Origin of the sequence: Novosphingobium capsulatum NBRC 12533 (genome assembly GCF_001598375.1) — a bacterium.
GTDB lineage: Bacteria > Pseudomonadota > Alphaproteobacteria > Sphingomonadales > Sphingomonadaceae > Novosphingobium > Novosphingobium capsulatum.
The window spans coordinates 131,681-157,042 of the sequence record NZ_BCYV01000015.1 but is presented as its reverse complement, the minus strand read 5'-3'; the positions used below and the strand labels follow the sequence as shown (position 1 = coordinate 157,042).

The following is a 25,362-nucleotide window of genomic DNA, read 5'->3' as shown; positions in this document are numbered from 1 at the left end:
TAGGTGGGGAGCCGAGTGAACGCCATGCTGACCGAAATACAAACCCGCCTGAGCCGGCACCGCACGTTGCGGCAGCGTCTGATGCTCCTGTCCGTGGCCGTTCTCGCCGCGATTCCTGCTGGTGCCCTGCTGGCGCAGTCAGCGCCCGGTGGCGCTCCATTCACTGTGGTCGAAACCGGCAAGGGGTATGACCATCTGCAGGATGCGATCAATTCGCTGGGCGAGGGCGACGGCACCATCCGCATCGCGCCCGGCACCTGGCACGATTGCGGCGTGCAGCCCCATGGCAATGTGACGTATGTCGCGGCCGTCCCCGGCCAGGCGATCTTCGATGGCAAGGTGTGCGAGGAAAAGGCCGCGCTCGTCATGCGCGGGCAATCGATGCGCGTGGAAGGACTGGTGTTCCAGAACATGCGTGCGTTTGATGCCAATGGCGCGGGTATCCGGCTCGAACGCGGTGACCTGACCGTGCGCGAGGCCTGGTTCCGCGATAGCGAGCAAGGCATTCTTTCCGCCAACTTCCCCGCTGGCCACGTGGTGATCGAACAATCGACCTTTACCCGGCTAGGCCGCTGCGATCGTGGGCTGTCCTGCGCGCATTCGCTCTATTTCGGTGACGAGGCCAGCGTCGTGATCCGCCGCAGCCGCTTCGAGCAGGGCACCGGCGGCCATTACGTGAAAAGCCATGCCGGCCGCATCGAAGTGACCGATTCGAGCTTTGACGATAGCCGCGGGCACACCACCAACTACATGATCGACCTGTCGATCGGCGCCACGGGCCTGATTTCGGGCAACTGGTTCGTCCAGGGACGCGACAAGGAAAACTACAGCACTTTCATCGCCAATGCCGCCGAAGGCCATGAGCACAGCGCCGATGGCCTGACCATTACCGGCAATACCGCGCGGCTGGTGCCCGGCCTGTCGCGCCCGACAGTGTTTGTGGCAGACTGGTCTGGTGACCGGATCACCGTGGGCAACAATGCGCTTGGCCCCGGCATCGCCCGGTTCGAGCGGCGCTGACCTTGCCCTGCGGCGTCACGTTCCCTAGGTTGCCCGCGTGTTGAACCGGTTGCCCTTTCATCTGGCCGGCCGCCTGTGGGCGGCACTGCTGGTCGTGACGATTGCCCTGAGCGCGCTGGCGCCCGGGGCGGCGCCGGTTGCGCTGCGCAGTGGTTCAGCCTTTTCGGTCGATACCGTGGAAGTGGCCGTGGCCCCCGCGCGGCCGCACGTGGCCGTGGCACGCATGGTGGCGTTGCCACCCGTGCCGCTCCTGCTGGCGATCGCCGTGGTGCTGCCGCTGCTGGTGGTGCCGATTCTGGCCCGCCAAGCCCAGGCGACGCCACCTGCCACCGGGCCGCCATTGCCCACTGCGCCGCTGCGCGCGCCTGGAACCCCGCGGGCCCCCCCGCACGCCTGACAAAAACCATGATCGCCCTGCGCTCTCGGTGGCGCGGGCCTGTACCGTTTTTGCCAGGATACCAGAGAAATGACCATTCAGACCCAGAGCGCCACGGCGCTCGCCCGCCGTGCGCATGTCGAAGCCCTGCTTGCCGCCTATCCCGATGTCACGCCCGAGGAACACGGCATGCTCGTCCACTACTTCAAGCGCGAGGCCAATGCCCTCGATGTGGGGATGATCGCCAGTAACGACACGATCGGGCGCGGCTATGCCCGCTTTCGCGCCGATCACCTCGATCGCTTTACGCTGGCCGATCTGGCCAAGGGCATTGCCGGTACCGCGGTGTTTGTGTTGTGCGTTGGGCTGGTGATGTTCCGCGCGTTCTGATCAACACGAAAAGCCCCCTCTTCTTTCGAGGAGGGGGTTGGGGGTGGTGGAAACCCAGCCCACCGAGCCGTTACTTCAGCAAGTGCCCGGTGCGATCGCGCTTGGTTTCGAGATAGCGCGCGTTGTGCGGGTTGGCCGGCAACTGGTGGGCGACCCGTTCCAGCACGGTTACGCCCAGCGCTTCAAGCGCCGCGACCTTGGCCGGGTTGTTGGTCATCAGGCGGATCTGCCGTGCCCCGATCAGGTCCAGCATCCGCGCCGCCACCGGAAAATCGCGTGCTTCAGAAGGCAGGCCCAGGCGTTCGTTGGCATCGATCGTGTCAAAGCCCTGGTCCTGCAACTGATAGGCGCGCAGCTTGTTGATCAGGCCGATGCCGCGGCCTTCCTGGCGCAGATAGAGCAGCACGCCCCAGCCACCCTGCGTCGTTTCGGCGGCCATCCGTGCCAGGGCGGCCTGCAACTGCGGGCCGCAATCGCATTTCAGACTGCCAAGGATATCACCGGTCAGGCATTCGCTGTGCAGCCGCACCAGCGGCGGCACGGCATTGTCCTGTTGCCCCACGATCAAGGCGACATGCTCGCGCAGATCGTCACGGGCGCGAAAGGCGATGATCTCTGCCTCTTCGCAAGCATCGACCGGCAGGCGCGCGCGCGCCTGGATCGTGAGATTGAGCGGGTCCTTGAATTGCGCCAGATCGGCCGCGGCCACGGTTTCGGCCACGTCGATCCCGCTGCCGACCAGGAATGCGGGTAGGATGCCGGCGAGCCGCGCCAGTTCCATCGCGGCTTCGGCGCCGGCCAGCGACGCGATCGGGCTGGCGCGAAATGGCCCGCGCAACGGGCTGGCGAGATCGTGCGCCGGATCAGCCAGATCGCGTGCGTTCGCGAGTGTGAACGGTTCGGCTGCGTGAATCAGCACCGGCGCATGGGGCACGGCGGCGTGACGCTGGTTCGCCAGCTTGAGCGTGGCGGCGCGTGCTGCCGAAATCAGCATCTGCGCGGCATAGAGCCCGGGCTGGGCAAAGCCGGTTTCGGCCGGCAGCAGATCCAGCGCGCCGGCCGCATCCGTTACGCGGATCGCCCAGCCGTGGCGCAGGGCATCAAGCGCCCGTGCCACCCGGCGCGTCGCAGCCGCCGGCGTGGTCAAAGAGCAAACTCGGTGATCAGCGGCACGTGGTCGGAAGGCTGCTCCCAGCGCCGGGTTTCCTCGACAAAGCGATGCGAGAGCGATTGCGGCGCCAGGTCTGGCGAGGCCCACATGTGGTCGAGCCGGCGGCCCTGGTCCTTTTGCCGCCAATAGGAGCGATAGGACCACCACGAATAGTTGCGTTCCGGCGCGGGAATATGCTTGCGGCCCAGGTCTACCCAGCCATGGGCATCGGCAAAGCGCTGCAGCGTTTCCACCTCGATCGGCGTGTGGCTCACCACCTTGAGCAGCGCCTTGTGGTCGTAGACATCCTGCGGCAGCGGGGCGATGTTGAAATCACCGACGATCAGCGTGGGGCGATCGATCTTGTCGGCCCAGCGCGTCATCCGCTCCAGGAAATCGAGCTTCTGGCCGAACTTGGGATTGAGCGCGCGGTCGGCGATATCGCCACCGGCCGGGATATAGACGTTTTCCAGAATCAGGCCCTGGCCCGCGCCGAGCAGTTCCACGCCGACATGGCGCGCCTCGCCATTGTCCTGCCAATCGTGCCGGCTGAACTCGCGCAGCGGCAGGCGGCTGACCGTGGCCACGCCGTGATAGCCCTTCTGTCCGTGGATCGCGCGATGGGTATAGCCCAGGCTTTCGAACACCTCGTGCGGGAACAGGTGCTCTGCCACCTTGATCTCTTGCAGGCACAGCACATCGGGCTGTTCCGCTTCCAGAAAACGCACGACCTGATCGGCGCGCAGGCGGACGGAATTGATATTCCAGGTGGCGATCGAAACCATGGCAGCGCTTTACGATCGCCCGCCCACCCCGGCAAGGCGGATAAACATCCCCTGGTCCAAGGGGTTTTTTGTGGCGTTGCGGGGATGGCCGGGCGAGCGAGAATGGCGCCCGGCGAGAACCGGCGCGCAGCGACCTTCAAAGGTCGTGAGCACCGGAAGCGCAGCCGGGTGCCGTTCGCAGCCGCCCGGACGCCCCGCAACACCACAAAAAAGGAAAACCCTCGGACCGGGGGCAATGGTCCGAGGGTTCCATGTGCGTTCGTCACGCGGTCGACGAGAGGTTGAAGTCAGACCGGGCAACAGGGGGGAAACCCGTCTTGTCCGTCTCGTCTGAAACCGTTCTAGGGGCGGGCCGCTTGCTGCCCGATGAACGGAAGGGTCTGGTTGTTCGCAAAGTGTCGCAGAGGGTCTGGTAACGATGATGAACCGTTCACCCTCTGCGGCCAGCGGGTGCATCAATGGCGGATTTGCGGGCGCGGGTCGTTGAAGCGGAAGGTGTTGGCCGGGACCGGCACGCCATATTGCTGGTTCGACAGGCGAATCGTGGTGCGCTGGTTCTGCGAATCGAGCGCCACCCAGCTATCGAGCTGCAGCCCGCCCGGCGCGCCGGGCTTGCGAACCATGATCATGGTCATCGTGCCATATTCGGGATGGCGCGGATCCTTGATTTCCAGGCTGACAACGTCGGGGTTGGTGGTGGGCAGCAGGCGGGCATAGCGCGCCACGTCCTTGTCCGGGTTGAGCAGCGCGCCCAGCGGGCTGTTGCGAATCGGCCAGCGCGACACCTGCCGCACTTCATAGTCGATCACGGTCAGCGCGGCGCCATCGGATACGATCAGTAGCGGAACGCCCGGCTGGTACTGAAAGCGGATCTTGCCGGGGCGCTGCAGCGTGACCGTGCCGGTCAGACGCTGGCCGTTGCGATCGGTCTGCACGAAATCGGCGCGCATCGTCGAAATCGCGCGCAGTGCGGCAACAGCGCGGTCGACATCGTTGGCAGGGGCTGCTGCCGGCGCAGCGGGGGCGGCCAGCGCGGTGGGCACGCCCGGCGAAACGAAAAGTGCGGCAGCCAGGCCGGCAATCGGCCCGGCGCGCAGGATCTTGGTCAAGCTGTTCATCGCCACTCCTTGAGGCAGTCGCATTGAACTGCCCGTGAACCTTTCGGTTCCGAATCGCCCGTTCAGCGCCCGAAAACGCAAAAGGCCGGAGACAAGCCCCGGCCTTGTGCATGTTCTGGCAGGAAAGCCTTCAGATCACTTGATCTTGGCTTCCTTGAATTCCACGTGCTTGCGCACCACCGGATCGTACTTGCGGAAAGTCATCTTTTCGGTGGTGTTGCGCGGATTCTTCTTGGTGACGTAGAAGAAGCCGGTGTCTGCGGTCGAAACCAGACGAATCTTGACGGTAGTTGGCTTTGCCATGGGCTTGTCCTAAAATCCTTCTAGGCGTCAGCGCGCCGCTTGCTCAAACAAAACGGGCGGCGCGCGCCGCCCTGACAGGGGGCCGCCATTGCGGTAGGCGGCCGTGAAAGTCAAGCCTTGTAGAAAGGAAACGGGGCGCCAAGGCTGATGCCTGGCGCCCCGAAATCCTTTGTCCGCGGGAGATCAGTGGGCCTTTTCGGCCTTTTCCGCGTTTTCCTTGATCGCCGAAGCTTCGTCCTTGCCTTCGGCGCGGACGGCATCGGCCTTGCTGTTCATCTTGTCAGCGGCAGCGCCGGTAGCGTCGGCGGCCTGCGAATCGATGGCGTCGGCAGCAGCGTCCGACTGGGCAGCAACGGCGTCAGCCGTCTTGTCGGCAGCCTTTTCCTGCTTGCTTTCGCACGCAGCGAGGCTGAGGCCGAGCGCAGCGACGGGCAGAACGAGGGCGTACTTGGCGAACTTCATAACGGGCTCTCCCTGTTAGTTTGGCCGGAATGGCCGGCTCAGCGCACCGAACCGCGGCGCACGAGATTGACAATGGCCAGAAGGATCAGCGCGCCGAGGAACGAAACCACCAGGCTGCCGGCCGAGATGCCGTTGGTGATGCTGCCGCCGCCGAGCAGCGGGCCAAGCAGGAAGCCGCCGAGCATGGCGCCGACGATGCCGACGACGATGTTCAGGAAGACACCCTGCTGGGCGTCAGTGCGCATGACGATGCTGGCAAGCCAGCCCAGAACGCCGCCAACGATCAAGAGAACGATAAGGCCCATGACGGTTTACCCCTTTGTTGTTGCCACGAGTGGCTGTCTGGGTGGGATAATTCGCCACGGGAGGGTTGGTTCCGCATTTGCGACAGAACGTTGCATGCCCCTCTTGCAGGCCGTGAAAAACCCCGCCGCCCGGGTGGGCTGCGGGGTCATCGGCAATGTCATCGGCAGGGGCAGAAATGCGCGTTTTTTAGACGCCGAGCAACCACACCAATGCGCCGGCACCGATCACGATGCGGTACCAGGCAAAGGGCGCAAAGCCGTGGCGGCCGATATAGGTGACGAAGAACTTGATTACCACCAGCGAGACGAGGAACGAGACCACGCCGCCCACGGCGATATCGCCCCATCCCACGCTGGCCGCGCCGCTTGTCAGTTCGTGGCGATTGTCCCACAGCTGCTTGGCCGTGGCGCCGAACATCGTCGGAACGGCCAGGAAGAAGCTGAATTCTGCCGCCGTCTTGCGGTTGATGCCCATGGACAGGGCACCCATGATGGTGGACGCCGAACGCGACATGCCCGGGATCATGGCCAGGCACTGCATCACCCCCACGGCCAGCGCCTTGGGTAGCGGCAGCTTGCTGACCGGCTGGTATTCGCCCTGCCGCGCGAGCCGCTCGATCAGCAGGATCAGCACGCCGCCCACCACCAGGGCGGCGGCGACCACTGCCGGGGTCTCCATCAGCACGTCGATCTTTTTCTTGAGCAGCACGCCCAGGATCGCCGAGGGGATGAATGCCACCAGCACGTTGCGCACGAAGTGCAGCGAATCGGGATCGGCCCGCAGCGCCCCCTTGGCGACATCGACGAACGTGCGCCAATAGAGCACCACCACCGCCAGGATCGCCGGCAGCTGGATCACCACGTTGAACACTTCCCATTCCTTGGCGTTGAAGCCGAGGAGTTCGGTGGCGAGGATCAGGTGCCCGGTGGAGGAAACGGGAAGGAACTCGGTGAGGCCTTCGACGATGCCGAGAATGACGGCGGTAATGGTGTGGCTGTCCATGGGCACCCGACTTGCCGCAGTGCAGCACTGCTTTCAAGCCGTTCCATGCATTGCCCACATGGCAAATCGGTAACCTTGGCGCCGGCAGCGGCACGGAAGAGCCGTGGCGCTGGCGCTCAGACCCCTTCGAACTGCATGCGGGCAAGCCGGGCATAGAGCCCGTCGGCGGCGATCAGGCTGGCGTGGTTGCCTTGTTCCACGATCCTGCCGCCATCCATCACCACGATGCGATCGGCCGCGCGCACGGTGGCAAGGCGGTGGGCGATGACCAGCGTGGTGCGCCCCTGCATCAGGTGATCGAGCGCATCCTGCACCAGGCGTTCGCTTTCGGCGTCAAGCGCGCTGGTCGCTTCGTCGAGCAGCAGGATCGGCGCATCGCGCAGCAGGGCGCGGGCAATGGCCATCCGCTGGCGCTGCCCGCCCGACAGGCGCGCACCACTTTCGCCCAGGAAGGTGTCGAGCCCCTCGGGCAGGGCTTTCAGAAATTCCTCGGCATTGGCGGCGCGGGCGGCCGCCCAGATCGCCTCATCCGTCGCGTCCCACGCGCCATAGCGCAGGTTGTCGCGCGCGCTGGCGGCAAACAGCACTGCTTCCTGCGGCACCAGGGCCATGCGCGCGCGGATTTCCGAAGGATCGGCCTGGGGCAGCGGCACGCCATCGATGCGCACCACGCCGCCCTGCGGATCGTAAAACCGCTGCGCCAGCAGGAACAGCGTGGATTTGCCAGCGCCCGAGGGGCCGACGATCGCCACCGTTTCACCCGGCTCCACCGTCAGCGAGAAATCAGCCAAGGCGGAAATCTCGGGCCGGCTGGGATAGCGGAAGGCCACGTTCTGGAACGCCAGCGCGCCGCGCGGCGGGCTGGGCAGCGTGATCGGCCGCGCCGGCGGGGCGATATCGGGCTGTTCGAGCAGCAGTTCGTTGAGCCGGCCAGCCGCACCCGCGCCGCGCAGCAGATCGCCATAGACCTCGGTCAGGGCACCGCACGATCCGGCGACGATGCCGCCGGTCAGCACGAAGGCGGCGATCGTGCCGCCGGTCAGCGACCCGTTGGATACGCCCAGCGCGCCCTGCCACATCAGCGCGGTAATCCCGCCCATGACCAGGAAGATCACCACCGCCGTCATGACCGCGCGGATCAGGATGCGGCGGCGCGCGGTATCGAACGTGCGCTCCACCGCCCCGGCAAAGCGCGCGCGTTCGCGGCCTTCCTGGCCGAACGATTGCACGATGCGGATCGCGCCCAGCACTTCGGCGGTCATCGCGCCGATATCGGCGACGCGATCCTGGCTCGATCGCGAAACCTTGCGCAGGCGGCTGCCGAACCAGGCGATCGGAAAGATCACCACCGGAATGCCGATGACCAGCCCGGCGGTCAGCTTGGGCGCCAGGAAGAACAGGTAGATCAGCCCGCCCAGCGCGGTGATGGTGTTGCGCAGCGCGATTGAGACCGTGGTGCCCACGACTTGTTCGATGATCGCCGTGTCCGACGTCATCCGTGAAGAGATTTCCTTGGGGCTGTTGGTCTCGAAAAAGGCCGGCGGCAGGCGCAGCAGATTGGATTGCACACGGGCGCGGATATCGGCCACGACCCGCTCGCCCAGCCACGATACGTAGTAAAAGCGGATGGCGGTGGCAAAGCCCAGCACCACCACGATCAGCAGCAGGGTGTGGAACGCCTGGTCGATCACGCCGGGTTGGGCGTGGGGGCCAAAGGCCTGGTCGACGATGCCCTTGAAACGGGCGGGAATGGCAATGGTCGCGGTCGAGGTGGTGACCAGCGCGATCAGTGCGGCGGCGACCTGGCCAGGATATTTGATCGCCTCGCGCCAGATCATGCGCAGCGGGGTGAGGCGGCGCGGCGCGGGCGGCACGGTGAGGGTTTCATCCGCGTCCGCCGGCGCGCCTGGGGCCGATGGGGGCGCCTGCCCAACGGCAGGGTTGGAGCCGGGGGCGGGCATGTCCGGCGCGGGCCGTTCCTGGGGAACCTCTTCCATGGGGCGGACCTAGCCGATGGCGCGCCAGACCGGAAGGGGCCTTGCGTGCACCAGGCCATGTTCCCATCTGTTGTGGACTGATTACCGCGCGCCCTGTCCATGATGCTGCATTGCAGCCAGCGCGATTCGCAGGCACTATCGCGGCAAGGGACGCATGATTGCCGCGCTGCGCCACGCCATGCCGGCGGGCTGCGCGCGGCGGGCAGCGGATAGAAAGGCAAGTATCCACGTGCTGTACAAGGCTTATGAAATCCAGCGGTCGCTGATGAACGCGAGCAGTGCCTGGGCCTCGATGATGGCCGACCTGCTCAATGATCCGCGGCTGCCCTTTTCCGCCTATGGCCCCAACCAGACCATGGCTTCCGCGCTCGACGTGTTTGCTCACGCCACCGCGCCGCGCGGCAAGCCGGCGTTCGGGATCCGCACCATCCAGGTCGATGGGCAGGTGCACGCGGTGCACGAAACCACCGTGGTGCATCGCCCGTTCGGCGATCTCAAGTGCTTTACCCATGATGGCCTCGGCGCCGATGCGCCGCGCTTGCTGCTGGTGGCGCCGATGAGCGGGCACTATGCCACGCTGCTGCGCGGGACGGTGGAACGCCTGCTGGAACGGGCCGAGGTCTACATCACCGACTGGGCCGACGCCAAATATGTGCCGCTGGCCGAAGGGCACTTCAATCTCGACGACTACATCGACTATCTTATCGGCTTTCTCGAGCATATCGGCCCGGGCACGCACATGATGGCGGTGTGCCAGCCTTCGGTGCCGGCCTTTGCCGCCACGGCGGTGCTGGCCGCGCAGAAGCATCCCTGCCGCCCGCTGACGCTGACGATGATGGGCGGCCCGATCGACACGCGCGAAAGCCCCACGGCGGTCAACGATCATGCTGTGACCAAGCCTTACGTCTGGTTCAAGCACAACGTCATCACCACCGTGCCGGAAAACTATCCCGGCGCCGGACGGCAGGTCTATCCCGGCTTCGTTCAGCTCACCAGCTTCATGTCGATGAACCTGGGCAGCCATATGATGAGCCATTACAAGCTGTTCCAGCATATGGTGCAGGGCGCGGAAGAAAGCGCCGAGGCGACCAAGACGTTCTACGATGAATATCGCTCGGTCTGCGATCTGCCGGCCGAATTCTATCTCCAGACAGTGGACGTGGTGTTTCAGCGCCACGCGCTGCCGCAGGGCGAATTCATCCATCGCGGCCAGCCGGTTGACCTGGGCGCGATCACCGACACTGCGATCCTGTGCATCGAGGGGGAGCGGGACGATATTTCCGGGATCGGCCAGACCCGCGCCGCGCTCAAGGTTACGCCCAACCTGCCGGCCGACATGAAGCAGTATCTGCTGGCGCCCGAAGTGGGCCACTATGGCATCTTCAACGGCTCGCGCTGGCGCAAGACCATTGCCCCGGTGATCGAGGCATGGATGGCCCGCTATGCCACGCGCGACAATGCCGCCGATGGCAAGCCGCGCCGCGGGCGCAAGCTGGCGGCTGTAAATTGAACTGAGCCGTTCTGCACCGCCGGCGCTTCTGTCGCGTCGGCGGTGTTTTTGTGGGGCTGGGCCTCAGGCCTGGGCAGGGATCGCCCGGCGCTGTACGAACGGCACCGGCGCGGCCCGTCGCACCCGGCCGATATAGGCCGAAAGCCCGCATTGCAGCCCCACCAGCATGTAGCAGAACGGCTGGAACGCGATGCCGACGAAGGTCGAGCCGACGAGGTAGCAGATCTGCGCCTGTTGCAGCGCATCGGCCAGCGGCGAAACCCAGGCAAATCCTTCGGGCGGGTCCTTGCGATAGCGCCGCCGGATCAGTTCCATCTGGAACACCCCCATGAGGTGCAGCAGCAGCCACAGGGCAAGGCCGGGATAGCCCTGCTCGCCCAGCATTTCAAAATAGGCCGAGTGATAGGCGCGGCCCTTTTCCTCGATATGGTCGGTCTCGATCGCGGCGTTGTTGGCGCCGGCATAGTCGGCCTTGACCGTGTCATAGCTCACGCTGTTCTGGCGAAACGCGTCGAAGCCGCCGCCGAACGGGTGAGTCTTGGCAAATTCAATGGTCCATTTCCACACCGCCACGCGGGTGGAGGCAGACTGGTCGGCCTGGTGATTCTTGATCGTGCCCATGCGCTCGGTAAAGCTCGACGGCAGCAGCGGCACCGCGATCAGCGCCCCGGCGCAGACGATGCTGATATAGAGCATGCGCCGCCGGGTGGAGCGCAGCATCATCACCGCCAGCACCGCCGCGCAGATCAGCCCGGTGCGCGCCTGGGTGCCCACCGGCATGAGCAGGCAGGAAAAGCAGATGCCGGCGGCAAACAGCTTGGCCTTCCAGTCCGGCTTGAAGATGGTGCCGTGGTTAGCCAGCCATAGCGCCAGGGGAATGACGCACATCGCCAACGTGGAAATGATCGAGCCTTCGTAAAGGCCGGTATTGTCGTTCACCAGCAGGCGCAGTTCGCCATAGCCGCCGCCCGAGCTGAGCGTCTTGATCCCGCCGCCAATTACGATGACGCCCACCGAGAGCACCATGGTCAGCGTCAGCGCCTCGATGCGCAGGCGGGTGCGCAGGGTCAGCGGCAGGAACAGCGCGAAGATCAGCGCTTTCCACACCCAGTCCCACTTCGCCGCCGCCTCTACCGGGAAATCGGCGGTGCGGGTGGTGAGGCCGCAATAGACTAGCAGCAGGAGCAGCACGAACTGGCGCGGCGAGATGCGTATGCCGTTCTTGTCTTCGGCCACGATCCAGCCCAGCAGGGCGCAGGAAAACGCGATCAGCGAGATCGGGATGTGCGTAAGGAAACCCCAGCTGACCTTCTGCGGCGCGACGATATCGATATAGGCATAGGCCATCACGAACAGGAACGGCCGCTTGAGCCCGGCGCCCAGGAACGCCAGGCAGAACGCCGTGAAGAACAGGTCAAGCATCGCGCCCGGTCCTGTCGGGGTTGTTCGCGTTGGCCTGGGCACCGTCGCTATCGGGGCGTGGGCTGGGGCGCCGCCCCATCAGCGGCTGGCGGCGATTGGGCAGGGCGGGGTCATCGTCCAGATCGGCGCGGTGGACGAGCTTCCAGATCATCAGCGCCATCAGGATATGCGGCACGAAGATGGTAATCTTGTCGATCATCGTTGCGCGCCGCCTGCCATAGCCGCCGGGAATAGTGCCGCAGGGTTGACGCCGCGTTAAGCGAAGAATTTGCAGCGCGTTAAGGCTTGCTGTGCCAAGCATCGGGGATGGCCCGGATTCTCCACGTCCTCGATCACTCCCTGCCGCTGCACAGCGGCTATACCTTTCGCACGCGCGCGATTCTCAAGGCGCAGGAAGGCCATGGGCTGGAAGTGCGCGGGCTGACCGGCCTGCGCCACGGTGTCTCGCCGACTGAACCGGCGCCGGGCGATGACCTGGAAATCCATGACGGCCTGCGCTTTCACCGCACCCCCGGCGTGGCCTCTGGCCCGCCGGGGGTGCGCGAATGGCGTGAGGCCAGCGCGCTGGCGGATCGCATCGTCGACCTGGCGCGCCAGTGGCGCCCCGATGTCTTGCATGCGCACAGCCCGGCGCTGTGCGGGCTGGCCGCAGTGCGCGCCGGCCGCCGCCTGGGGCTGCCGGTGGTCTATGAAATCCGTGCCTTCTGGGAAGACGCCGCCGTGGGCAATGGCACCGGCCGCGAAGGATCGGCGCGCTATTGGCTCACCCGGCAACTGGAAAACCGCGTCGTGGCGGGCGCCGATGCCGTCGTCACCATCTGCCAGGGGTTGAAGGATGATCTGGTGGCACGCGGCGTGGCCCCGGCCAAGATCACGATCATGCCCAACGGCGTCGACCTCGCTCTGTTCGGCACGCCGCCCGCGCCCGATGCCGCCTTGCGCGCGCAGCTCGGGCTGGGGGAAGGGCCGGTGATCGGCTTCCTTGGCAGCTTCTATCCCTATGAAGGGCTCGATGACATGATCGCGGCCATGCCGGCGATCGTGGCCGCGGTGCCCGGCGCGCGGCTGTTGCTGGTGGGCGGCGGGCCGGCGGCAGATGCCCTGCGCGCCCAAGCGGCGGCCAGCCCGGCTGCCCATGCCATTCATTTCGTCGGCCGCGTGCCCCACCACGAGGTGGACCGCTATTATGCGCTGGCCGACGTGGTGTGCTATCCGCGCAAGGCCATGCGCCTGACCGACCTGGTTACGCCATTGAAGCCGCTGGAGGCGATGGCCCAGGGCAAGCTGGTGGCGGCCAGCAACGTGGGCGGCCATCGCGAGCTGATCGCTGACGGGGAGACCGGCACGCTGTTTGCGCCCGACGATCCAGCCGCGCTGGCCCAGGCCATGGTGGCGCTGTTTGCCCGCCGCGCGCAGTGGGATGCGCAGCGCGTCGTGGCCCGCCGCTTTGTGGAAACCGCGCATGATTGGGCCGCCAACGCGGCGCGTTATCTTCCCGTTTACCAAGGCCTGATAGCCCAAGGGCTGGACACGCCTGGCCTGGCTGCCTGAATTGTCAGGATATTGGCTTTGGCGCAGGCTTGGGCAAAGACCGATTCGCGCCGGTTCGATGCGCAGGTGGTTGTACAAACGGGGGTAAGCACAGGTGACCAAGACCAAGCGCAAGGCCGGTGCCAAGGCCAAGCCGATCACCGCCCATCGCCTGTTTCCCGCCCTTGCCGCGCTGTGGTTTGCCGCGCTGTTTGGTCTTGCCAGCTTTGCCGTGCCCGTCGAGCTGTTGCAGCGCGTGGTTGTGGCCAGCGGGCTGCCCCATCTCGTCGCGGCTGCCGCGCCGCCGCTCGGCTTTACCGCGCGCGCGCTGGTTGCCCTGTTGCTGACCGGTCTGGGCGGCGTGATCGGCCTGGCGCTGGGCCTGCGTCTGGCCGCCCGCCATCGCGTGGCGATCGATCCCGCCACCTGGGCCGAAGTGCAGGATGAAGCGCCGGTTGCACCCCGGGTGCGTGCGCGCGATGCCCATCCCGACGCCCCGCCGCGCCGCCCCCTGGTGGTGAGCGCGGACATGATCGATGAATCCGAAACCGCGATCCTGATCGATGAACCCGCCAGCACGCTGCCGCGTCCGCTTCCGGCGCTGGCCGACGAAGCGCTGGCTGATGATCTGGCGCCGGCGGCGTTCGATCCCTTTGCGATCTACGAGACTGAGGAAGAGCCGGACGACCTGTTCGTGCCGCCCCCGTTCCTGACGGTAGCCCGCGAGCAAGCGGCACCCCGCGAAGAGGCCGTGGAAGCGCAGTCTGAAATGCCGATCGTCGCTGAGGCAGAGGCGGACGCCGTGCCTGTGGCAGAACCTGAAGTCGAAACGGCAGCCGCAGCCGAAGCCGAAGCCGAAGCCGAAGCGCAGGCCGAACCGGACGCCGTGGAAGAAGCGGACGTTGCAGCGCACGATCCCGCCCCGGTGGTGATGGCATCGCCCGCGCTGACGCCCTCGCTCTTTGCCAAGGCGCGTGACGCGATGGGGGAAAGCGGGCCTTCGCCAGTCGCCCAGGCCGATCTCGATGGCCTCGGGCTGGTGCAACTGGTCGAGCGGCTGGCGCTGGCGATTGCCGACCACCGCCGCGCGCTCGACAGCGTCGCCGACGATCTGGCCGGGCTGGACGGCCGCGACGTGCGCGCCATGCCGCGCCCGTCGCGCCTCGGTGCGGCAGATGCTGACAGCACCGACCGGGGCCAGCCCGAAGGCGCGGTGCGCGAAGAACGCTATTCCTCGCTGCTCGACATGGCCGCGGCCGTCCGGCGGAGCGATCCGGCGCGCCATTTCCTCTCTGGCCGCGGTGCTGCATCGCCGCAGCCGGTTGTGATCTTCCCCGGCCAGGGCCGCGCCCAGCGTCCGGACGGTGATGAGGTGGCGAGCGCTGCTCCGGCGCCGTTCGAGCGGCCCTATCTGGCTGCCGTTCCCACCCGTTTTCAAGCGGTTGAGGACGAGGCCGAGGATGCCCCGCGCGATGCCGCCAGCACCGAACAGGCCCTGCGCGATGCCCTCGCCACGCTGCAACGGATGACTGCCCAACGCTGATGCTGTGATCGCATCGCCCTGCTGCGCTGCGACATTTCGGCATCGCATCCGTATTTCCCGGCACGGTTTCCCGTTTGGGTGGTCCTGACCGGTTGCAAAATAACTTTCCAACAGTCATGGGGGACTCTCGCGCAATTTTTGACGCATTCCGGCGTCGTGATTCGTGCGAGCTGTCTTTTTTGGGTGTAGGGACGATCAACGCGATGGGATTTCCGCCGGTTCAGGGCCTGTATGATCCGCGTAACGAGCATGACGCATGTGGCATGGGCTTCATTGCCCACATCAAAGGCGTCAAAAGCCACGCGATTATTGGCCAAGCCCTGGAGATTCTCCGCAATCTCGACCACCGCGGTGCCGTGGGCGCCGATCCGCTGCTGGGCGATGGCGCCGGCCTGCTGATCCAGCTGCCCGACCAGTTGTTCCGCAAGTGGGCGGCTGGCGAAGGCAAGGAACTGCCGCAGCCGGGCGATTATGCCGTGGCGATGTGCTTCCTGCCGCAGGACGAAGCCGCACGTACGTTCGTGATCGAAAAGTTCGAGAAGTTCATCGCCAAGGAAGGCCAGGAACTGATCGGCTGGCGCGATGTGCCGACCACGCTCGATGGCCTGGGCAAGACCGTGATCGCCTCGATGCCGGTGATCCGCCAGTGCTTCATCAAGCGCGGCGAAAACTGCGCTGACCAGGACGCGTTCGAACGCAAGCTGCTGGCGATCCGCAAGCAGACGCAGAACCCGCTGGCGGCCATGGCCGAAAAGCATGGGCTGCCCGGCGTGACCGAGCTGTATATGCCCAGCTTCTCCTCGCGTACGATCGTGTACAAGGGGCTGCTGCTCGCTGGCCAGGTCGGCTCGTTCTATGACGATCTGCGCAACCCGGACTGCGTTTCGGCGCTCGGCCTGGTGCACCAGCGCTTTTCCACCAATACCTTCCCCAGCTGGAAGCTGGCGCATCCGTTCCGCTTCGTGGCGCACAACGGTGAAATCAACACCGTGCGCGGCAACGTCAACTGGATGAACGCGCGCCGCCGCACCATGGAATCCGAGCTGCTCGGCCCGGATCTCGACAAGATGTGGCCGCTGATCCCGCATGGCCAGTCCGACACCGCCAGCCTCGACAACGCGCTCGAGCTGCTGGTCGCGGGTGGCTATGGCATTGCCCATGCGATGATGATGCTGATGCCCGAAGCCTGGGCCGGCAATGCGCTGATGGATGCCAAGCGCCGCGCGTTCTATGAATACCACGCCGCGCTGATGGAGCCGTGGGACGGCCCGGCGGCGGTGGCTTTCACCGACGGCCGCCAGATCGGTGCCACCCTCGATCGCAATGGCCTGCGTCCCGCGCGCTTCTCGATCACGCGTGACGATCTCGTCTGCATGGCCTCGGAAAGCGGCGTGCTGCCGTTCCGCGAGGAAGATATCGTGCGCAAGTGGCGCCTCCAGCCCGGCCGCATGCTGCTGATCGATCTGGAGCAGGGCCGCATCGTCGAGGACGACGAGCTCAAGGCCGAGCTGTCTGCCGCTGAGCCCTACGAGGAATGGCTGGGCGCGGCCCAGTACAAGCTCAAGGAACTCGAAGTGGTTGAGCCGGAAGTGGTGGCGCTGCCCGCGTCGACCGACAGCCTGCTCGATCGTCAGCAGGCGTTCGGCTATACCCAGGAAGACGTCACCAAGTTCCTGGAGCCGATGGCGGCCGTGGGTGAAGACCCGATCGGTTCGATGGGCACCGACACGCCGATTGCCGTGCTGTCCAAGCGCTCGCGCCTGCTTTACGACTATTTCAAGCAGAACTTCGCCCAGGTCACCAACCCGCCGATCGACCCGATCCGCGAGGAACTGGTGATGAGCCTCGTCTCGATGATCGGTCCGCGCCCCAACCTGCTCGGCCACGATGCCGGCAGCCACAAGCGCCTGGAAGTGGATCAGCCGATCCTCACCAACGAGGACGTGGCCAAGATCCGCTCGGTCGAAGCCGCGCTCGATGGCGCGTTCCGCACCGCCACGATCGACACCACCTGGGACGCGGCCTCGGGCGCCGATGGCCTGGCCATGGCGATCAAGGAAATGTGCTGGGCCGCCACCGAAGCGGTGCTGGCCGACAAGAACATCCTGATCCTGTCGGACCGCGCGCAAGGCGCTGATCGCATCGCCATGCCGGCGTTGCTGGCAACCGCCGCCGTGCACCATCACCTGGTGCGCCAGGGCTTGCGCATGCAGACCGGGCTGGTCGTGGAAACCGGCGAAGCGCGCGAAGTGCATCACTTCTGCGTGCTGGCCGGCTATGGCGCCGAGGCGGTGAACCCCTATCTGGCGTTCGAAACGCTCGAGGCGATCCGCGTCGACAAGGGCCTGCCGCTCACGCCCTATGATGTGCAGAAGAACTACATCAAGGCGATCGGCAAGGGCATCCTCAAGGTCATGTCCAAGATGGGCATCTCGACCTACCAGTCCTATTGCGGCGCGCAGATCTTCGACGCCGTCGGCCTCTCGTCGGGCTTCATCGACCAGTACTTCACTGGCACCGCCACCTCGATCGAGGGCGTCGGTCTCAAGGAAGTGGCCGAGGAAACCGTGCGCCGCCATGCCACGGCCTACGGCGACAATCCGATCTACAAGAAGATGCTCGACGTGGGCGGCATGTACCAGCTGCGCCTGCGCGGCGAAGAGCATGCCTGGACGGCGGGCAACATCGCCAGCCTGCAGCACGCCGTGCGCGGCAACATTCCTGAAAAGTACAAGGAATTTGCCCAGACGATCAACGACCAGTCGGAACGGATGCTCACCATCCGTGGCCTGATGGAGCTCAAGCCGGCTGACAAGCCGCTCAGCCTCGATGAGGTCGAGCCGGCCAGCGAGATCGTCAAGCGCTTTGCCACTGGCGCGATGAGCTTCGGCTCGATCAGCCGCGAGGCGCATACCACGCTGGCGATCGCGATGAACCGCATCGGCGGCAAGTCGAACACCGGCGAGGGCGGGGAAGAACCCGATCGCTTCAAGCCACTGGCCAACGGCGATTCGATGCGCTCGGCGATCAAGCAGGTCGCTTCGGGCCGCTTTGGCGTCACCGCCGAATACCTCGTCAATGCCGACGACATCCAGATCAAGATGGCCCAGGGCGCCAAGCCCGGTGAAGGTGGCCAGCTGCCGGGTGACAAGGTCGACAAGGTGATCGGCAAGACCCGCCACTCGACGCCGGGTGTCGGCCTGATCTCGCCGCCGCCGCACCACGACATCTATTCGATCGAAGACCTTGCCCAGCTGATTCACGATCTCAAGAACGTGAACACCAAGGCGCGCGTCTCGGTAAAGCTGGTGTCGGAAGTGGGCGTGGGCACCGTGGCTGCGGGCGTGTCGAAGGCGCGTGCCGACCATGTCACGATCTCGGGCTATGAAGGCGGGACCGGCGCTTCGCCGCTGACCTCGCTGACGCATGCCGGCAGCCCGTGGGAAATCGGCCTGGCGGAAACCCAGCAGACCCTGCTGCTCAACAACCTGCGCAGCCGCATCTGCGTGCAGGCCGACGGCGGCCTGCGCACGGGCCGCGACGTGGCGATCGCCGCGCTGCTCGGCGCCGACGAGTTCGGCTTTGCCACCGCGCCGCTGATCGCGGCCGGGTGCATCATGATGCGCAAGTGCCACCTCAACACCTGCCCAGTGGGTGTGGCCACGCAGGACCCCGTCCTGCGTGCGCGCTTCACTGGCCAGCCCGAGCATGTGATCAACTACTTCTTCTTCGTTGCCGAAGAGCTGCGGGCGATCATGGCCGAGATGGGCTTCCGCACCATTGCCGAGATGGTCGGCCGGGTTGACCGGCTCGATACCCGCAAGGTCGTCGCCAACTGGAAGGCGCAGGGCGTCGATCTTACGCGCCTGCTGCACAAGGTGGAGCCGGTGGCAGGAACCAGCCTCAACTGGACCGGCCATCAGGATCACGGCCTCGATGCCGCGCTCGACAACGATCTGATCGCGGCGGCCGCACCGGCGCTGGAAGCGGGCGAGGCGGTGCGCATCGAACGCCCGGTGATCAACGTCAACCGTACCGTCGGCGCCATGCTCTCGGGCGAAGTGGCGCGGCGCTATGGCCACGCCGGCCTGCCCGACAACACGATCAACATCGCGTTCAAGGGCGTGGCGGGCCAGTCGTTCGCCGCATTCCTGGCGCATGGTGTCACGCTCGATCTGGTGGGCGATGCCAACGACTATGTCGGCAAGGGCCTGTCGGGCGGCCGGGTGATCGTGCGCCAGCCGGCGCATGTCGACCGCGAGGCCGCCGAGAACATCATCGTCGGCAACACCGTGCTCTATGGTGCGATTGCCGGGGAAGCGTTCTTCAACGGCGTGGGCGGCGAACGCTTTGCCGTGCGCAATTCGGGCGCCCTGGCGGTGGTCGAAGGCACCGGCGACCATGGCTGCGAATACATGACCGGGGGCGTCGTCGTCGTGCTGGGCAAGACCGGCCGCAACTTTGCCGCCGGGATGTCTGGCGGCGTGGCCTATGTCTATGACATGGATGGCAACTTCGCCTCGCTCGTCAACGGTGCCATGGTCGATGTCCTGCCGGTTTCGGCCGACCGCGACGAAGACGATGGGGCCGGGCGCCCGCAGCAGCGCGGGGTGGACGTCAACGACTTTGGCATGGGTGACATGCTGCGCCATGATGCCGATCGTCTGCGCGTGCTGATCGAGCGCCACCTGCTTCACACCGGGTCCAAGCGGGCCCGCGCGATCCTCGACAACTGGGATCAGGAAGTGGTGCGTTTCGTCAAGGTCATGCCGCGCGACTATGCGCGTGCGCTCCGCCAGCTTGAGGCTGAACGCCTTGAAGCCGCGTCGGTCGCTGCGGAATAAGGAATAGAATACAATGGGTAAGGCAACCGGCTTTCTCGAACTCGATCGCAAGGACCGGGGCTATGACGCCCCGGCCGAGCGCCTCAAGCACTATCGCGAGTTCATCGTTCCCCATGACGAAGCCTCGCTCAAGGGCCAGGCCTCGCGCTGCATGAACTGCGGCATTCCCTATTGTCACAACGGCTGTCCGGTGAACAACCAGATCCCGGACTGGAACCACCTGGTCTACGAAAGCGACTGGCGCGAGGCGCTGGACAACCTGCACTCGACCAACAATTTCCCCGAATTTACCGGCCGCGTCTGCCCCGCCCCGTGCGAGGCCGCCTGCACGCTCAACATTGTCGACCAGCCGGTCACCATCAAGTCGATCGAATGCGCCATCGTCGACAAGGGCTGGAAGGAAGGCTGGATCGAGCCGCAGGTGCCGGCCAAGAAGACCGGCAGGTCGGTCGCCGTGGTCGGCTCGGGCCCGGCCGGCATGGCCGCTGCGCAGCAGTTGGCGCGCGCTGGCCATTCGGTGACCGTGTTCGAAAAGTCGGATCGCGTGGGCGGGCTGCTCCGCTACGGCATTCCCGACTTCAAGATGGAAAAGCACCTGATCAACCGTCGTCTCGTACAGATGATGGCCGAAGGCGTGGATTTCCGCACCTCGGTGGAAGTGGGCGTGACCGTGTCGGTCGACTCGCTCAAGGAAAACTTCGATGCCGTGGTGCTGTCTGGTGGCGCCGAAGATCCCCGGCCGATCGGCATCCCCGGCTTCGAACTGCCGGGCGTGCGCTTTGCCATGGAATTCCTGACGCAGCAGAACAAGCGCGTGGCCGGTGACGATGAAATCCGCGCCGCGCCGCGTGGTTCGCTCACTGCCACGGGCAAGCACGTTGTGGTGATCGGCGGCGGTGACACCGGCTCTGACTGCGTTGGCACGTCGAACCGCCAGGGCGCCCTCTCGGTGACCCAGCTCGAAATCATGCCGCGTCCGCCCGAAAAGGAAGACAAGGCGCTGACCTGGCCGAACTGGCCGCTCAAGCTGCGCACCTCGTCCAGCCACGAAGAAGGCGTGACCCGCGAATTCGCCGTGCTGACCAAGCGCGTGGTGGGCCAGAATGACGTGACCGGCCTGGAATGCGTGCGCGTCGAATGGGTCGACGGCAAGATGCAGGAAGTGCCGGGCAGCGAATTCGTGATCAAGGCCGATCTCATCCTGCTCGCCATGGGCTTTGTCGGCCCGCGCAAGCAGGGCCTCCTCGAACAGGCTGGCGTGGACCTTGACGCGCGTGGCAACGTCAAGGGCAACACGGTCGATTACAAGACCAGCGTGGATGGCATCTTTGCCTGTGGCGACATGCGCCGTGGCCAGAGCCTGGTGGTCTGGGCGATCCGCGAAGGCCGCCAGTGCGCGCGCGCCGTGGATGAAGCACTGATGGGCGTGACCGAACTGCCGCGCTGAACGGCTGGTTTACTCCGCAAGAAACAGGGGCGCCCCGCAACGGGCGCCCTTTTTCGTGGTGCGAGCATTTGCTCACACTTTCCGTCACCCTGAACATGGTTCAGGGTCCAGGCTTCAGCCACCTTCAGACTTCTAGCAGCGCACCGACGCTGCAAACTGGACCCTGAACCAAGTTCAGGGTGACGATGTTGTGAGCCGGTGCGCCGATGTGATCAGTATTGGTCAGTGCGCAAGGAATTTCTCGCGCAGAGGCGCGGAGGCGCAGAGAGTCAAATTCCTCTGCGCCTCTGCGTGAACCGCAATAAAAAGGTGCCGGGTGAAAAACGCTGCCGGGATTGTCCGCATTCGCCCAGTTGCGGACATTGGCGGCGGCTGTAGGCTGTGTCACGGAGGTGCAGATGTTCTTTTTTATTGAACCTGAGGTCGCGGGCGGAATTGGGGGCAACTCCGACTGGCACCGCGAAGACGGCAAGATGGTTGTCACCCGCTTAAATTACGAGTTCGACGGGTGGCTCGGCGATGCGCTGCTTGAAACGACACCATGTTTCATCGTGACCCACGACGCACGGCAATTGATTGAACGTGCGGCGTTAACTGGCGTTAGCTTTTCCGATGTGGAGGTGACGCGATCCGGTTTGTTTACCGACCTATATGGCGATAAGGCGCTGCCGCACTTTTGGTGGATGAACGTCCAAGGCAAGCCGGAAGCCGACGATTTTGGCATGGCGAGCGATCTGCGGCTTGTAGCATCCGAGCGGGCACTATCTATTTTACGACAGGCCGGACTGGCGCACGCAGAGATTGAACCGGTCGACGGCTAACGTCCGCTCCCCACCAATTTCCGCCAACCCATTGGCGCTAACAAGCCAACTTCCACGCCGGCTATCATCAACCCAGTAAATCCTCGTAAAACGCGCCGAAACGCCGGGTGGGGTGGCGGATCTGGATTTCCAGGATCCACAGGCCAGCGGTGGGCAGGCTGTCAAGATCGCCGAGCTTGCCGGCCTGGCGCGAGGGATGGGGGTAATCGGCGACGCGGTGACCGCGCACGTCGAGGTTGAGTTGCCAACCCATGGCCGCCGCTTCTTCCGCTGCCCGCGCATAGAGCGCGGTGCCGCGGATCGCGCCGTGATTCCAGATGGCGGCGACGCGGTGCCACAACTCGCGCGCGGCGGCAGCACAGGCGTGCATGTCCGGGTCTTCACCCACCGCATAGCTCGCGCCGACGTCGGCTTCGTGGCCCAGGAGCACGGGGCCGATGTCGATGAAAAAGATGTCGTCTTGGCCGAGCGCGAGGTCTTCGCCGCCACGGTCGCTGAACACGCGCAAGGTGTTTGCACCAAAACGCACCATCATTGGATGCCACGCCTCGCCCATGCCCAGTTCGCCAAGAACGGCTTGGCCGATCGCTCTTGCCTCGCTCTCGCGCAGGCCAGGGTGCATGGCCGAGGCAATCCGCTCCACGGCGGTCCAGGCCAGGGCCTGGGCCTGCCGCATTGCCGGCAGCGACCAGTTGGGCCCGACCGAATCGGTACTGGCCGCGGTGCTCACGGATCGACCCGCCAGTCGATCGGCGTCTGCCCGTGGCTTTCCAAGAAGGCGTTGGTTTTGCTGAAATGGCGGCAGCCGAAGAATCCGGCATGGGCCGACAGCGGGCTGGGATGCGGCGCCTTGAGCACGAGATGCGCGCCAGAGGCGAGGCCTGGCACGCGCGCGGCCTTTTTCTGGGCGTGGCTGCCCCACAGCAGGAACACGATGGGATCAGGCCGCGCTGCCACGGCGGCAACTGCCGCATCGGTGAATTCTTCCCACCCCTTGCCCTGGTGCGATCCCGCTTGGCCTGCCTCCACCGTCAATGCGTTGTTGAGCAGCAGCACACCCTGCCGGGCCCAGTGAGTGATATTGCCATGGGCCGGCCGCGGCAGGCCCAGATCGCTTTCCAGCTCCTTGTAGATATTGACCAGGCTGGGCGGCACTTTCACCCCGCGCTGCACCGAGAAGGCCAGCCCCATCGCCTGGCCCGGGCCATGATAGGGATCCTGCCCCAGGATCACCACTTTCACAGCCGGAAGCGGCGTCAATTCGAGGGCCGCAAGCCGTTCCCCCCGTGGAGGATAGATCGTCTTGCCTGCGGCTTCCTCTGCTTTCAGGAAGCCGCCAAGGGCCCGCAAGGGGCGGCTGGCCAGCACAGGATCAAGGGCCGCAGCCCAGCTTTCAGGAACCGAAGAAGCGCTCATGCCCCGGGCCTATCACGGACAAGGCGATGCGCGCTATCTTCAATCAGGTGGCGGGACGCACGATGATGGCCTGGCCCTGGGGATCGAACGTCAGTGCATCGATGCTTGCTGCCGAAGCGCAGTCGCCTGGGTTCAGCACGTCGTCGCCCAGCGTGACGCTGCCGCTGCGCGGGATGACCAGCAATGGGCCGGCATATTCGGCACGCAGCGCTGCGTCGGGTACGCCCTGGAGCCGGTGCGCGGTGAAATAGGCACCGCTCGCCAGTTCCACCGTGCCGGTATCGGGAATGTGCCGGTGCAGCGCGGGATCGAGCGGTTCGCCACGCGACACAGCGATGCCGGCATCGAGATGCAATTCGCGCGGGCGGCCATAGTCATAGAGGCGATAGGTAATGTCGCTGTTCTGCTGGATCTCGATCACGCTTACACCCGCGCCGATTGCGTGCACGGTGTTGGCCGGGATGTAGAAAAAGTCACCCGGCTTGACCGGATGCCACACCAGCATATCCTCGATGCTGCCATCGAGCGCTGCCGCACGCATGGTGTCGTGGTCGACATGGCCCTTGAAGCCCACACCCAGCGTGGCACCGGGCTCTGCAGCGATGACCAGCCAGCATTCTTCCTTGCCCCGGTCCTTTTCGCCGGCCGCGGCAGCCTGCGCATCGCTCGGGTGAACCTGGACCGAAAGCTTCTCACTGGTGAAGATGTACTTCACCAAGAGGCTCGGAACATCGGCGGGCGGCTCGAACCAGATCTCGCCGATGCGCTTGCCTTCGGGCGCGGAGAACGGGGCGGGAAGAACATCCGTGCCCCAGGGCTTTTCAACTTCGCGGATCGGCAGCTTGCTCATTGGTTGGCGGCCCCTTGCAGCTTGCCGACGAGCTGCGCCCCTTCGGGCGTGCACACCAGGATTTCATCGCCATCGACGACCACGATGAGATTGCTGGCGCCTACCACCGACACGCGCGGACCATCGGTATGGACCAGCACGTTGCTGCAGTTTTTCAGTTCGACGCGGCCCTTGGTGGCATTGCCCACGTCATCCTTGTCGAGCGCCTCGTGCAGTGCCTGCCAGTTGCCGATATCGGACCAGGCCATCGTTGCCGGCACCATGGCGGCGCGATCGGTCTTTTCCATCACGGCATAGTCCACCGATTCGCCGGGGATGCGGGCAAATTCGGTGGGATCGGGATGGAAGGCGTTGCCATCGGCATGGCCCTTGTCCACCGCTGTGCGCACAGCGCTTGCAATATCGGGGCGGTGCTTGGCGAGTTCGTCGAGGAAATGGCCGGCGCGGAACGCAAAGATGCCACCGTTCCAGGCATAGCCACCGTCCGCGAGGAAGGCTTGGGCGCGTTCAAGATCGGGCTTTTCGACAAAGCGTTCCACCTTGCGGCCGCCAGTGCCTTCGATCGGATCGCCTTGCTTGAGATAGCCAAAGCCGGTTTCCGGTGAGGTGGCGGCAATGCCAAAGGATACCAGCCAGTCATCGGCGGCCAGCTTCGCCGCAGCCTTGGCTGCAGTCTGGAAGGCATCGCAATCGCCGATATGGTGATCGCTGGGGCAGACCAGCATGATCGCATCGGCCGGCAGACGCAGCGCGGCCAGCGCGATGGCGGCGGCGGTATTCTTGCCTTCGGGCTCGACAATGATCTGGCTGGCAGCCGGATCGGGCAACTGGTCGACCACATGATCGAGATGTTGCGCGCCGGTAACCACGATTGGCGGCGCAAAACCTGCATCAATGCTGCAGCGCAGCACGGAAGCTTCAAACAGAGTGGTTTCGCCGACCAGCGGCAGGAACGGCTTGGGCTTTGCCTTGCGCGAGCGCGGCCACAGACGAGTGCCGCTGCCGCCGCACAGGATAACCGGGGTGATCATGGTCTTTGACGTTCCTGATTTCATGTTGCCGCGTGCCAA

At 65.3% G+C, this 25,362-nt stretch carries 23 protein-coding genes; 9 read left to right on the top strand and 14 right to left on the bottom strand.

Features of this window, described 5'->3' with window-relative positions; genetic code table 11:
* The first annotated feature begins 24 nt into the window (after window positions 1-24).
* The 3 genes from SCA01S_RS15310 to SCA01S_RS15300 all read left to right on the top strand — a co-directional run bounded on the left by SCA01S_RS15310 (window position 25) and on the right by SCA01S_RS15300 (window position 1,786).
* Window positions 25-1,020, top strand: coding sequence for a right-handed parallel beta-helix repeat-containing protein (locus SCA01S_RS15310; RefSeq protein ID WP_245652669.1), 996 nt, complete (start codon window positions 25-27; stop codon window positions 1,018-1,020).
* A gap of 37 nt (window positions 1,021-1,057) precedes the next feature.
* A complete protein-coding gene (locus tag SCA01S_RS15305; RefSeq protein ID WP_157089004.1) occupies window positions 1,058-1,417 on the top strand; it encodes a hypothetical protein in 360 nt (119 codons plus the stop codon).
* Between the two features lie 69 nt (window positions 1,418-1,486).
* Window positions 1,487-1,786, top strand: a complete 300-nt coding sequence (locus SCA01S_RS15300) for a hypothetical protein (protein WP_054132376.1) — start codon at window positions 1,487-1,489, stop codon at window positions 1,784-1,786.
* A 70-nt stretch (window positions 1,787-1,856) separates the two neighbouring features.
* Here the strand turns inward: SCA01S_RS15300 and ribA are convergent, their stop codons facing one another.
* The 8 genes from ribA to SCA01S_RS15260 form a co-directional block, all read right to left on the bottom strand.
* On the bottom strand, window positions 1,857-2,933 hold the full coding sequence (gene ribA, locus SCA01S_RS15295; RefSeq protein ID WP_062787102.1) for a GTP cyclohydrolase II: 1,077 nt from the start codon (window positions 2,931-2,933) through the stop codon (window positions 1,857-1,859).
* Entirely contained in the window at window positions 2,930-3,721 is a 792-nt protein-coding gene (locus SCA01S_RS15290; RefSeq protein WP_054132378.1) for an exodeoxyribonuclease III, read from the bottom strand. The genes ribA and SCA01S_RS15290 overlap by 4 nt, the downstream gene beginning before the upstream one ends.
* A 455-nt stretch (window positions 3,722-4,176) precedes the next feature.
* Window positions 4,177-4,839, bottom strand: a complete 663-nt coding sequence (locus tag SCA01S_RS15285) for a LolA family protein (protein WP_022675644.1) — start codon at window positions 4,837-4,839, stop codon at window positions 4,177-4,179.
* 135 nt (window positions 4,840-4,974) lie between these two features.
* Window positions 4,975-5,142, bottom strand: coding sequence for a 50S ribosomal protein L33 (rpmG, locus tag SCA01S_RS15280; RefSeq protein ID WP_011446825.1), 168 nt, complete (start codon window positions 5,140-5,142; stop codon window positions 4,975-4,977).
* 183 nt (window positions 5,143-5,325) lie between these two features.
* Window positions 5,326-5,604: a hypothetical protein gene (locus SCA01S_RS15275; protein WP_022675643.1), complete on the bottom strand. Its 279-nt coding sequence runs from the start codon at window positions 5,602-5,604 to the stop codon at window positions 5,326-5,328.
* Window positions 5,605-5,642: 38 nt separating this feature from the next.
* On the bottom strand, window positions 5,643-5,909 hold the full coding sequence (locus SCA01S_RS15270; protein WP_022675642.1) for a GlsB/YeaQ/YmgE family stress response membrane protein: 267 nt from the start codon (window positions 5,907-5,909) through the stop codon (window positions 5,643-5,645).
* A 187-nt stretch (window positions 5,910-6,096) separates the two neighbouring features.
* Complete coding sequence (locus SCA01S_RS15265) at window positions 6,097-6,912, bottom strand: undecaprenyl-diphosphate phosphatase (protein WP_062787099.1); 816 nt, start codon at window positions 6,910-6,912, stop codon at window positions 6,097-6,099.
* 116 nt (window positions 6,913-7,028) lie between these two features.
* On the bottom strand, window positions 7,029-8,909 hold the full coding sequence (locus tag SCA01S_RS15260; RefSeq protein WP_281191482.1) for an ABC transporter transmembrane domain-containing protein: 1,881 nt from the start codon (window positions 8,907-8,909) through the stop codon (window positions 7,029-7,031).
* A 229-nt stretch (window positions 8,910-9,138) separates the two neighbouring features.
* On the opposite strand from SCA01S_RS15260, the gene SCA01S_RS15255 reads away from it, so the two are divergent.
* Window positions 9,139-10,419 (top strand): polyhydroxyalkanoate depolymerase, encoded by a 1,281-nt coding sequence (locus SCA01S_RS15255; RefSeq protein ID WP_062787185.1) that lies wholly within the window; start codon window positions 9,139-9,141, stop codon window positions 10,417-10,419.
* A gap of 63 nt (window positions 10,420-10,482) precedes the next feature.
* Here the strand turns inward: SCA01S_RS15255 and SCA01S_RS15250 are convergent, their stop codons facing one another.
* Both SCA01S_RS15250 and SCA01S_RS15245 read right to left on the bottom strand, forming a co-directional pair.
* The gene (locus SCA01S_RS15250; RefSeq protein WP_062787095.1) at window positions 10,483-11,841 is read right to left on the bottom strand and encodes a putative O-glycosylation ligase, exosortase A system-associated; all 1,359 of its coding nucleotides are present in this window, start codon (window positions 11,839-11,841) and stop codon (window positions 10,483-10,485) included.
* Window positions 11,834-12,040 carry a hypothetical protein gene (locus SCA01S_RS15245; protein ID WP_022675637.1) on the bottom strand — a complete coding sequence of 69 codons (207 nt, stop codon included), beginning with the start codon at window positions 12,038-12,040 and terminating at the stop codon, window positions 11,834-11,836. The genes SCA01S_RS15250 and SCA01S_RS15245 overlap by 8 nt, the downstream gene beginning before the upstream one ends.
* Before the next feature lie 107 nt (window positions 12,041-12,147).
* Between SCA01S_RS15245 and SCA01S_RS15240 the strand changes: the two genes are divergently transcribed.
* From SCA01S_RS15240 to SCA01S_RS15220, 5 genes are all read left to right on the top strand, one after another.
* A complete protein-coding gene (locus SCA01S_RS15240) occupies window positions 12,148-13,392 on the top strand; it encodes a TIGR04063 family PEP-CTERM/XrtA system glycosyltransferase (RefSeq protein ID WP_062787092.1) in 1,245 nt (414 codons plus the stop codon).
* A 94-nt stretch (window positions 13,393-13,486) separates the two neighbouring features.
* Window positions 13,487-14,914: a hypothetical protein gene (locus tag SCA01S_RS15235; RefSeq protein WP_062787089.1), complete on the top strand. Its 1,428-nt coding sequence runs from the start codon at window positions 13,487-13,489 to the stop codon at window positions 14,912-14,914.
* Between the two features lie 203 nt (window positions 14,915-15,117).
* Entirely contained in the window at window positions 15,118-19,758 is a 4,641-nt protein-coding gene (gltB, locus tag SCA01S_RS15230) for a glutamate synthase large subunit (protein ID WP_062787086.1), read from the top strand.
* Between the two features lie 13 nt (window positions 19,759-19,771).
* Window positions 19,772-21,205, top strand: a complete 1,434-nt coding sequence (locus tag SCA01S_RS15225; protein ID WP_062787083.1) for a glutamate synthase subunit beta — start codon at window positions 19,772-19,774, stop codon at window positions 21,203-21,205.
* A 398-nt stretch (window positions 21,206-21,603) separates the two neighbouring features.
* Complete coding sequence (locus tag SCA01S_RS15220; RefSeq protein WP_062787080.1) at window positions 21,604-22,026, top strand: hypothetical protein; 423 nt, start codon at window positions 21,604-21,606, stop codon at window positions 22,024-22,026.
* A 67-nt stretch (window positions 22,027-22,093) separates the two neighbouring features.
* Here SCA01S_RS15220 and SCA01S_RS15215 read toward each other — a convergent pair whose 3' ends face one another.
* The 4 genes from SCA01S_RS15215 to SCA01S_RS15200 are packed head-to-tail and all read right to left on the bottom strand — an operon-like array spanning window position 22,094 to window position 25,323.
* Window positions 22,094-22,756, bottom strand: coding sequence for a M24 family metallopeptidase (locus tag SCA01S_RS15215; RefSeq protein ID WP_062787077.1), 663 nt, complete (start codon window positions 22,754-22,756; stop codon window positions 22,094-22,096).
* Window positions 22,753-23,442 carry a uracil-DNA glycosylase gene (gene ung / locus SCA01S_RS15210; RefSeq protein ID WP_062787074.1) on the bottom strand — a complete coding sequence of 230 codons (690 nt, stop codon included), beginning with the start codon at window positions 23,440-23,442 and terminating at the stop codon, window positions 22,753-22,755. Before ung ends, SCA01S_RS15215 begins: the two co-directional genes overlap by 4 nt.
* Before the next feature lie 43 nt (window positions 23,443-23,485).
* Window positions 23,486-24,292, bottom strand: a complete 807-nt coding sequence (locus tag SCA01S_RS15205; RefSeq protein WP_062787071.1) for a class I mannose-6-phosphate isomerase — start codon at window positions 24,290-24,292, stop codon at window positions 23,486-23,488.
* On the bottom strand, window positions 24,289-25,323 hold the full coding sequence (locus tag SCA01S_RS15200) for a mannose-1-phosphate guanylyltransferase (protein WP_062787068.1): 1,035 nt from the start codon (window positions 25,321-25,323) through the stop codon (window positions 24,289-24,291). The genes SCA01S_RS15205 and SCA01S_RS15200 overlap by 4 nt, the downstream gene beginning before the upstream one ends.
* Window positions 25,324-25,362: the final 39 nt, after the last annotated feature.